The organism is Streptomyces sp. NPDC005899, assembly GCF_040629645.1.
In the GTDB taxonomy this organism is placed as follows: Bacteria; Actinomycetota; Actinomycetes; order Streptomycetales; family Streptomycetaceae; genus Streptomyces.
In genome coordinates, this window is sequence record NZ_JBEXWB010000269.1 from 1 (window position 1) to 8,802 (window position 8,802).

Sequence of the window (8,802 nt, forward strand, 5' to 3'; positions counted from 1 at the left end):
GTGACAACGCGGCGGCGGCGGCCGCCGCGGTCAACCTGGCCGCCGCGTTCGCCGAGATGGGCCGCGACGTGCTGCTCGTCGAGGCCGACCTGCGCACGCCGTCCCTGGCCCGCGACCTGGGCTCCTCGGCCCACGAGGTCCGGCCGCCGCGCTGGGCCGCCGGGGAGGGGGACGGCACCTGGCCGACCGGAGCCCGCTCCAACGTGGACGTGCCCGGCTCCGGAGCGTTCGCCCTGGTGGCCGGGGCGACGGTGGACAACGTGCCGCGCGCCCTGACCTCCGCCCCCGTCGGGCGGATCGTCGCGGAGGCGGACCGGCCCGGCGCCGTGGTGATCGTGCTCGCCCCGCCGGTGCTGTCCTACGCCGACACGGTCGCCCTGGTGGACCGCGTCGAGGGCGTCGTGATCGTCTGTGACCTCCGCGAGGTCCACCGCAGCGACCTGGAACGCATCCGCGAGATCATCGGCGCCTCGGGCGGCTCGGTGCTCGGCGCCCTGCTCCACCCCGGCCGCCGCCGGCTGCGCCGCGCGGAGCGCCGCCCCCGGTCCACCCGGCGCCGCGCCGGTGGCGGGCCGGGCGGTGCGCCCGGCGAACCGGACGCACCGGAACTCACCGGAGACCCCACCGAGACACTCGGGCTGCGCTCCTTCACCCTCCCGGGCGCCCGGCGGTGAGAGCCCGTACCGCGATCCTCTGTTCGGTCGCGGACCAGGGCGTGGCGGCCCTCACCAACATCCTGGTGCTGGTGTCCGCCGCACGGCTCTCCACCGTGGCCGACTTCGCCCGCTTCTCCGCCGTCTACCTGGTCTTCACCGTGCTGCTGGGCGTATCCGGCGCCCACACCGGGCAGCCGCTGGTCCTCAGGCGCGGCGAGGGCGACACCGTGCGGGGCGCCTGCCGCTCGGCCGTCGTCCTCACCGTGCTCGCCTCGGCGGTCCTCGGCGCGCTGCTCGCGGCCGCCTGCCTGCTCGTCCCCGGGGGGACCGCCCGAGCCCTGGTGGTGCTCGGCCTCGTCCTGCCCGTGGTGCTGGGGCAGGACGCGGTGCGGTACGCGTTCTCCACACTGCACCAGCCCCACCTGGCCCTCGGCTCCGACCTGGTGCGGCTGGTGTGCGTGCTCGGCGCCCTGTCCGTCCAGGACCACGGGGCGGCCCCGGCCCGGCTGATCGCGGTCTGGGGCCTCTCCGCGCTGCCGGCCCTCCTGCTGTCGGCCGCACTGCTGCACCGCTCGACCGCGAGGGCGCCCTCGCAGATGCGCCCGATGCTGCGGCGGGGCCACCTCGGCAGGCGCTTCGTCGTCGAGTTCGGCGTCGGCAACGCGAGCAGCCAGCTCTCCGTCCTCGGCCTCGGGGCCGTCGGCAGTCCGCTGCTCGTCGGTGCCCTCCGCGGGGCGACCACGCTGTTCGGTCCGCTCAACGTGCTGTTCACCTCCGCCACCTCCTTCGGCCCCCCGCTCCTGGGCCGCATCGGTGACGAGCGGCGCCGGATACGGGCGACGGCCGCTCTCGCCGCCCTCCTCGCGGCCGTGGCCGTCCTCTGGGCCACCGTGCTCGCCCTGCTGCCGGGCCGGGTGGGGAGCGAACTCCTCGGCGACACCTGGCCGGCCGCCGCCGCCCTGCTGCCCGCGACCGGCAGCCAGTACGCGGCGATGGCCGTCGGGACCTGCGGGCTGCTGGCCCTGCGGATGCTCGACCCGCGCACGACCCTGAGCATCCAGGTGGTGTTCTCGCTCTGCGCGGTGGGCCTCATGGCCGCCGGCTACGCCCTCGGGGGTGTCCCCGGGGCCGCCTGGGGGCTGTCCCTGGGATCGCTCTGCAAGGCGGCGGCCACCTGGACCAGGGTGGCCCGGATCCGGCGGCGGAAGCCGGCGCCCGACGAGGCCGTCACCGCCGACGCACTGCCCCCTGCTCCTTGAACGTGCTGATCAGCAACAGACACAGCGCGGCGATGGCCAGCTTTCCCGCCGCCTGCAGGAGCGGGCCGCGCAGCAGGATGAAGGTGTATCCGGCGAGCAGCGGCGCGGCGATGGCCAGCACGCTCCCGGGGCCGGGCCCCGCCCGGGTGACGGCCAGCGCGTACCGGCGGTCGGTGCGTGCCACCGCGTAACCGATCACTGCGAGCCCGCCGATCACCCCGGAGGCGCCGAAGTCGACCCAGAACTCGGCCCACAGCGGGGCCGAGAGGTTGGTCATGCGCAGTCCCATCCACTGCCCGACCCGGACCCCGGTGTCCTCCGGCTTCCCGCTCCACACCGCGCGCGGCACGAAGAACAGTGCGGAGCCCGTCAGTTGGCGTCCGTAGGTGTGGCCCCGGGTGTCGACCCACGAGATGGTGTTGGCGAACATCACCATCTGGTCGTAGTCCTTCGTCACCAGCGGCTCGAAGACCGAGGCGGACTGCGCGGGCCGCTGTCCTTCGTCGTCGTACCGGAACTTGTCGGCGTACGGGAACACCACCAGTGCCCCCACCACCCCCGTGGCCAGCACCGTGCGGTAGATCGCCGCACTGCTCGGGAACGCGGTGAAGACGAAGGCCAGCAACACCGTCAGGAACCAGTAACGGGCGTTGGAGACAGGGTTGTTCACCACGAGGTTCAGCGCCACCAGCGCCACCCACACCAGCGCCGTCGACGGGGTGCGCCGGGCCCGGTAGGAGGTCGCCAGACGGCGGGTGTAGAAGAGCAGCGCCAGCAGCGCCGGGACCTGGCCGAAGCCCTTGATGAACGCCGAGCCGACATTGGACCCTTCCGAGACCACCCCGCTCGCCGCGACGGTCTCGTTGATCTCCTGCCGGCTGGAGAAGAAGACCGAGGGGCCGCCCAGCTTCAGCACGTAGAACGCGCTCGCCCCGAAGGCGAGCAGCACCAGCAGCCGCAGCCGCAGCGGATGCGCCACGGCAGGTCCTCCGCCCGGGCTCCGCTTCGAGGGCGTACGGCGCCTCAGCGGGCGCCGCGAGGCCAGCAGCGCACCCAGGTCGAAGGCGGCACACCCCACCAGGGCCATCGCGATGGCCGTGACCAGGTCCTGGCGCGGTCCCACCATCGGCGTCGGCGTCTGCCCGATCACCACCTGGGCGAACGGCGCCACGCCCATCGCGATGTACACGAACATCCAGAAGACGCCCTGGAGCAGCCGCCGCCGAGTGGAGAGGATCATCGTCGCCAGCCGGGCCCCCGCATAGCAGGTCAGCACCAGCTGGAGCCAGTACGCGGTGTCCCGGACCCCGCCGCCGGGCTGTGCCGCGATCACCGCGGGCAGGAAGCACACCAGGCCGAGGATGAGCGGTACGGACAGGGCCCGCGACAGCATCGACCAGGCGATCGGCTGCTCGGGCGGCTCCAGGACGCCACCCCGGGCCCGTGCCCACTCCGGACGCGCGACCGCGGGGGCGGCGGCCTGCTCCTGCGCCGATGTGTGCACCGACGTCATGCGCCCCCCCGGGATCAGTGAACCACTGGACACTCTAACCAATCGGCCCCACGCGAGGGGACGCGATGACTACCCTGTGAATCATTGGCCGCAGTCGAGGGGAACTCTGGTGAAGGTCCTGCACGTCGTCACGCTCCATACTCCGGACCACGCCTTCGGTGGGCCGACCCGGGTGGCGCTCAACCTCTCCAGGACCCAGCGGGCGAACGGCGACGACGCACGCGTCATGGCCCTCGGCGACGGCTTCCCCGGCGGTGAACTGCCCAGCCATGTGGAGGGAGTTCCCGTCCACCTCTTCCAGGCACGGCACGTGCTCCCGATGTTCGAGGTCAGTGGCATCACCTCCGCCGCGCTGCTGCGCACCGCACGCCGCATGATGCGCGGCGCCGACCTCGTACACGTCCATCTGATGCGGGACCTGGTGACCCTGCCGGCGGCGCTGCTCGCGCTCGCGACCCGCACACCCCTGGTCGTCCAGACCCACGGCATGATCGACCCCACCGAGAAGAAGGTCGCCCAGCTCACCGACGTCCTCGGGGTCCGCAAGGTGCTGCGCGAGGCCGACGCCGTCCTGCACCTCACCGAGATGGAGCGGGTCGACGTGAACGCCGTCGCGGCTCCCGTACCGCTCACCCGTACGGTACGGCTGGTCAACGGTGTCCGCCCGCAGGAGCGCAAGCCGGCCCGCGACCCCGGCCGCCCGCCGACCGTGCTGTACCTCGCCCGCATCCAGGAGCGCAAGCGGCCCGAGGACTTCGTCGCCGCGATGCCGCACGTCCTCGCCCACCACCCGGACGCCCGCTTCGTGCTGGCCGGCCCGGACACCGGCGCACTGGCCGGCACCCTCGCCCTCGCCCGGAAGCTGGGCGTCATGGACTCCCTCGACCATGTGGGCCCGCTGGAGCACGACGAGGTCCTCGCCGCCGGCCGCGAGGCCGATGTGTACGTGCTGCCGGCGATCGAGGAGCCGTTCCCGGTCTCGGTCCTGGAGGCGATGTCGGTCGGCACTCCGGTCGTCATCACCCGCACCTGCGGGCAGGGCCCCGACGTCGCGGCGGCCGGGGCGGGCCGGGTGATCGACAGCCGGGTGGGCGAGGACGCCGCCAACGCGGAAAAGGTCGCACAGGCCGTCCTGGAGCTGCTGGAGCCGGAGGCCAACGACAGGGCGGGCAGGGCCGCGTGGGACCTGGTCAACGGGCAGTTCACCATCGAGGCCGTCACGCGGACCCTCCGGCAGACCTACGAGGACGTGGCCCGCCGGAGGGGATGACCGGTCAACCGGTCCTGCCCTCCCGCGACTTGAGGGCTATCTGCCAGCGGTAGAAACTCATCGCCAGGGCGAAGTCCAGCCCGGCGCGGCCGTCGAGGAAACCGCGCCGGTAGACGTACATGTACGCGAAGGACACCAGCGGCTTGAACGGCGCCTTGTGGAAGAGCTGTCCCTGCCGGGACTTCACCTTCCGCACCTGTTCCTTGACGTCGGGGTGGTGTTCGAGCCAGGCCTCCCAGTCCGAGTAGCGGTTGTGCCGCTCGAACCAGGCGGTGACCGGGTCCAGATCCTGGTGCTCGATGGGATTGCGCAGCGCGCCCGCGGTCGGCGCGACCGGCTGGTAGTGCCCCTCGACCTCGCCGATCCCCGGTGCCGCCAGGTCTCCGACCTCCGGGTAGTGGCAGCGGGTGCGGTCCGTCAGGGACCGCTTGCGGATCGTGTAGCCGTGCCGCAGCCGCTTGCCCGAGAACCAGTAGCCCAGCGGTATGTCGTACGCCGCGGGCCTGGGGGCGTCCGGGTCGGCGAACGTCCGCCGCAGCTCTGCCAGCAACCCGGGGCTGAGCCGCTCGTCACCGTCCAGCAGCAGGATCCAGTCCAGGTCGGTGCGGACGTTCTCCAGGCACCACTGCTTCTTGCGCGGATGCCCCCCGTCCCACGTGTAGGTGACGACCTCGGCCCCGCACTCCTCGGCGATCTTCGCGGTGTCGTCCGTGCTGTGGGAGTCGACCACCACGACCGCCTCGAAGTGCCCGAGCACCGACTTCACCGCTTCGGCGATGTTCAGTCCCTCGTTCTTCGTGGGGATCGCCACGGCGATGGGAAGCTTGCTCAACTCTCGTCTCCTTCGGGGAGCCAGGCGTAGCAGCCTGTGGAGGTGAAGGTGCGGGCCCGCTCCGTGACGGTGACGGACACCGGCTTGCCGCTGCCCGGGGAACCCGATGCCAGCGCCTTGCCGCTCGCCGCCAGGACCTGCCAGCTGCACTGCGCGGTGGGGGAGGGGGCGCGGTAGCGGCCCGGCCGGAGCGCCGCCCCGGTGTGCGAGCCGTCGGCGTAGCCGAGCGCGGCCTCGTCGACCAGGTCCTGGTGCTGGGGGCACAGGTGGGCCACGGCCGGCTTCGCGTCCGCGACCTCGCCGTTGACGATCGCGGCGACGGCGATGTCCCGGTCGGCCCTGACGAGGTAGCGGAGCCGGTCGCAGCTCTCCTGGCCGGTCTGCAGGACCGCCGCGGGGTCCATGCCCTTGGGTACGCGGCCGGTCAGGTACTCCTTCTGCTTCTCGGAGAAGGTGCCCGTGGCCGGGGTGATCTTCCCCGCGGGCGCCTTCGGCGTGTCCTCGGGCTCCTCGGCCCGCGCGTCACCGGTCGGCCCGGCCGTCGGCCCGGCGGTGGTGGGGGGCCCGGCGACGGGGGGCGCGGTCGTGGCCGTGGTGGACGGCCTGCCGCCCGCCGCCGTCTCCTCGCCCCCGTCCGCGGACGAGCCGCAGGCGGCCAGCGCCGCCGTCGCGATGACGACGGCGGCGCCGGCCAGGAACGGGTACCTCATCCAGCTGTCCTCAGGGAGTAGTGCGCGCTGACCTGGGAGGCGCTGAGCGCGGTCGGGTAGACGGCTGTCTCGTCGATCTGCCCGGCGAAGAAGTTGCTGGTCGGGCGGTTCGGCCAGTTGGTCAGGCTGTCCCCGCCGACGCGCCAGTAACCGGGGTAGTTCTCGTTGCCGGTGTACAGGAAGTTGGCCGTACGCAGCTGCCCGTCGACGTAGAGCGCCATGCCGCCGGTGCCCTGGGTGGCGACGACGTGGTGCCAGGCGCCGTCGTTGTAGGCGGCGGGCGTGGTGACGGTCCGGGCACCTCCGTTCTGGACGCCGAAGACGAGCCGCCCGTCGTTGCGCATGTAGACGTGCTTGTCGAAGCGGGTGCTGTTCTGCATGGTCAGATTGGCGAACCCGATGATCTTGCCGCCGCGTACCGTGGTCGTCTTGATCCACGTCTCGACGGAGAACCGGGTCGGCGCCGGGAAGAGGGTGTTGCTGTAGGCGTAGTCGCTCGCCCCGTCGAAGCCGATGGCGGTCGAGTCGCCCGCGACGGCCGCCGGGGTCTGACGGTAGGCGGGCCCGTTGCGCAGGAAGCCGTTGTTCAGCCCGGGCCCGGTGTCGGCCGCCAGGGTGGAGGCGCCCTCGTCGTACCGCCAGTACAGCGAGGCGCCGTCGGCGAGGACCCTGGCCGGGTAGCTCTGCGCGGTGGCCGCGACGGTGGCGGACTGGGCGGGGGACTTGGCGCTGGTGTTGGTGCCGTCACTCGCGCTGATCCGGTACGAGTGCGTCTCGCCCGGTGCCACGTCCGTGTCCGTCCACCTCAGCTGCGGCCGGTCCCAGAACAGCGAGCGGCCGGTCGTGGTGTGGACGGGCGTGCTCGCCCCGTCCTTGTAGATCCGGTAGGTCAGGTCGCCGTCGTCCGTGTCGAAGCTGGTCTGCCAGTCGACGACGATCCGCCCGGGGGCGACCGTGGACAGGCTGACGTTGGGCACCCAGGGCGCCCCGGTGTCCGGACCGTCGGCGAACCGGGTGAGACCCTGCTGGCCGGAGCCGTTGACGGTGGTGAACTCCCCGCCGACCCACAGGTAGTGGTGGCCGCCCTTGTCGGTCTGGGTCATCACCCGGGGCCCGACCGGCTCACCGATGCCGTCGTTGGTGTCCGGGAACCAGGGGAGCAGCGCCGGATCGTTCACGGACTGGGCGAGCAGGTGCTTGCGCGGCTGGTCCGGGAACTCGCCCATGCTGGCGCAGTCGTGGGCGTGGCTCCCGCTGTACAGCACGCCCGAGTGGACCAGGACGGTCTGGGTGGCGCCCAGGCAGGTGTCCCGCCAGCGCTGCTGGTAGTCGTCCAGGTCGATGGCGATACGCCCGTCGAAGACACCGCCTCCGGTGCCCTCGTTCGCGGTGTAGAGGCCGGTCGCGTCCGTGGTGAGGTCCTGCACCGTCGAGGTGTTGGGGATGAAGCCCGGGTAGCTCTTGGTGAGGGCGCCCGTGGTGGCGTCCACCACGGCCAGGGCGTGCGTGGAGGTGCCGTTGACGGTGAAGAAGTCGCCGCCGAGCGCCACGTGCTGCCCGTCCGGGGTCACCTGGACCGCGCGTGCCACCTCGTCGGCGTCGGCGGTCCAGGGCAGCAGGTCGGCGCCCGTGGTGACGGCGGCGAACTTGTTGCGGGTCTGGCCGCCCACGTTGTTGAAGTCGCCGCCCAGGTAGACGGTGTCCGCGGTGACGTCCAGGGCGCGCACCGTCGCCGAGACGGAGATCTTGAAGTCTTTGCGCGGGGTGCAGGTAGCGGTGTCGACGGCCGCGATGTTGCTGACCCCCTCCCCGTTCACCGCCCCGAACTGGCCGCCCGCGTACAGGGTCCGCCCGTCGGGTGAGAGTGCCAGAGCGCGGACGGTGGCCGTGCCGGAGGAGAGGGTGAAGGCCAGGGTGCAGCCCGTGGGGGCCCCGGTGGCGGCGTCGAACGCCGCGAAGTTCACCGCGGGCTGTTCCCCGGTGCCGGCCGGCGCGTCCGGAGGCCGGATGGTCGAGAAGGTGCCGCCGGCGTACACGACGCCGTCCGTCGCGGCCATGGACCAGACGATGCCGTTGGTCTGCCAGGTGGTGAGGTCGTCCGCGGTGACTGACACCGGAGGTGTCAGCGCCGCCGCCGTGGACGCCCCGGCCGCGGTCGCGGTGAGGGCGCCGGCGAACAGGCAGAGCGCTGCGGAGGCGGCCCGCACACGGCCGCGTCCCGCTGGTCTCTGCCCCGTACGTGCGTTCATTGTTCAGCTCCGAAGGTGAGAACGAGCTGCGGCCCGAGGGCCGCGGTAACCGCGCCCGAGCAGGGGCGGGGACTGTTCGTCCCGCCGCTGGTCAGGGCGAGTGAGGGGCTGGAGCGAAGGGCTCCGGCCGGTGCGGACGCGCCCGGGGCCACCGGGTGTCCGGTGGAGGCCGAGGGTGCGTCGGTGGTGGTCCCCGGCACGGTCGCGGAGAGCGCCGGCCGGGTGGTGTGGGTGGCCGGCGACTCGGCCCGTGGGCCGGTCGCCGGCCCGGTGCCGTGGTGCCGGGCCGAGCGGGTCGGGCCCGGTCGCGCGC

6 protein-coding genes and 2 pseudogenes are annotated in these 8,802 nt (G+C 72.9%); 3 read left to right on the forward strand and 5 right to left on the reverse strand.

The window, feature by feature from the left end; translation table 11 throughout:
* Together ABZ371_RS24410 and ABZ371_RS24415 are read left to right on the forward strand one after the other, a co-directional pair.
* Positions 1–674, forward strand: a pseudogene (locus tag ABZ371_RS24410) (lipopolysaccharide biosynthesis protein); the annotation flags it as partial.
* A complete protein-coding gene (locus ABZ371_RS24415; protein ID WP_358683265.1) occupies positions 671–1,915 on the forward strand; it encodes a hypothetical protein in 1,245 nt (414 codons plus the stop codon). The pseudogene ABZ371_RS24410 and the gene ABZ371_RS24415, both read left to right, overlap by 4 nt.
* Here ABZ371_RS24415 and ABZ371_RS24420 read toward each other — a convergent pair.
* Positions 1,884–3,428: a hypothetical protein gene (locus ABZ371_RS24420; RefSeq protein ID WP_358683267.1), complete on the reverse strand. Its 1,545-nt coding sequence runs from the start codon at positions 3,426–3,428 to the stop codon at positions 1,884–1,886. The genes ABZ371_RS24415 and ABZ371_RS24420 overlap by 32 nt on opposite strands.
* Before the next feature lie 109 nt (positions 3,429–3,537).
* On the opposite strand from ABZ371_RS24420, the gene ABZ371_RS24425 reads away from it, so the two are divergent.
* Positions 3,538–4,698 carry a glycosyltransferase gene (locus tag ABZ371_RS24425; RefSeq protein WP_358683269.1) on the forward strand — a complete coding sequence of 387 codons (1,161 nt, stop codon included), beginning with the start codon at positions 3,538–3,540 and terminating at the stop codon, positions 4,696–4,698.
* Between the two features lie 4 nt (positions 4,699–4,702).
* On the opposite strand, the gene ABZ371_RS24430 is transcribed toward ABZ371_RS24425, so the two are convergent.
* The 4 genes and pseudogenes from ABZ371_RS24430 to ABZ371_RS24445 all read right to left on the reverse strand — a co-directional run.
* Positions 4,703–5,530 carry a glycosyltransferase family 2 protein gene (locus tag ABZ371_RS24430; protein WP_358683271.1) on the reverse strand — a complete coding sequence of 276 codons (828 nt, stop codon included), beginning with the start codon at positions 5,528–5,530 and terminating at the stop codon, positions 4,703–4,705.
* On the reverse strand, positions 5,527–6,240 hold the full coding sequence (locus ABZ371_RS24435) for a hypothetical protein (RefSeq protein WP_358683273.1): 714 nt from the start codon (positions 6,238–6,240) through the stop codon (positions 5,527–5,529). The genes ABZ371_RS24430 and ABZ371_RS24435 overlap by 4 nt, the downstream gene beginning before the upstream one ends.
* On the reverse strand, positions 6,237–8,489 hold the full coding sequence (locus ABZ371_RS24440; RefSeq protein WP_358683275.1) for a LamG domain-containing protein: 2,253 nt from the start codon (positions 8,487–8,489) through the stop codon (positions 6,237–6,239). The genes ABZ371_RS24435 and ABZ371_RS24440 overlap by 4 nt, the downstream gene beginning before the upstream one ends.
* A pseudogene (locus tag ABZ371_RS24445) lies at positions 8,486–8,802 on the reverse strand (LamG domain-containing protein); the annotation flags it as partial. The pseudogene ABZ371_RS24445 and the gene ABZ371_RS24440, both read right to left, overlap by 4 nt.

Excerpts from the sequence above, each read along its gene's own strand:
- ABZ371_RS24435 (WP_358683273.1), bottom strand. The coding sequence starts at position 6,240 with ATGAGGTACCCGTTCCTGGCCGGCGCCGCCGTCGTCATCGCGACGGCG.
- ABZ371_RS24440 (WP_358683275.1), bottom strand. The coding sequence starts at position 8,489 with ATGAACGCACGTACGGGGCAGAGACCAGCGGGACGCGGCCGTGTGCGG.
- ABZ371_RS24420 (WP_358683267.1), bottom strand. The coding sequence starts at position 3,428 with ATGACGTCGGTGCACACATCGGCGCAGGAGCAGGCCGCCGCCCCCGCG.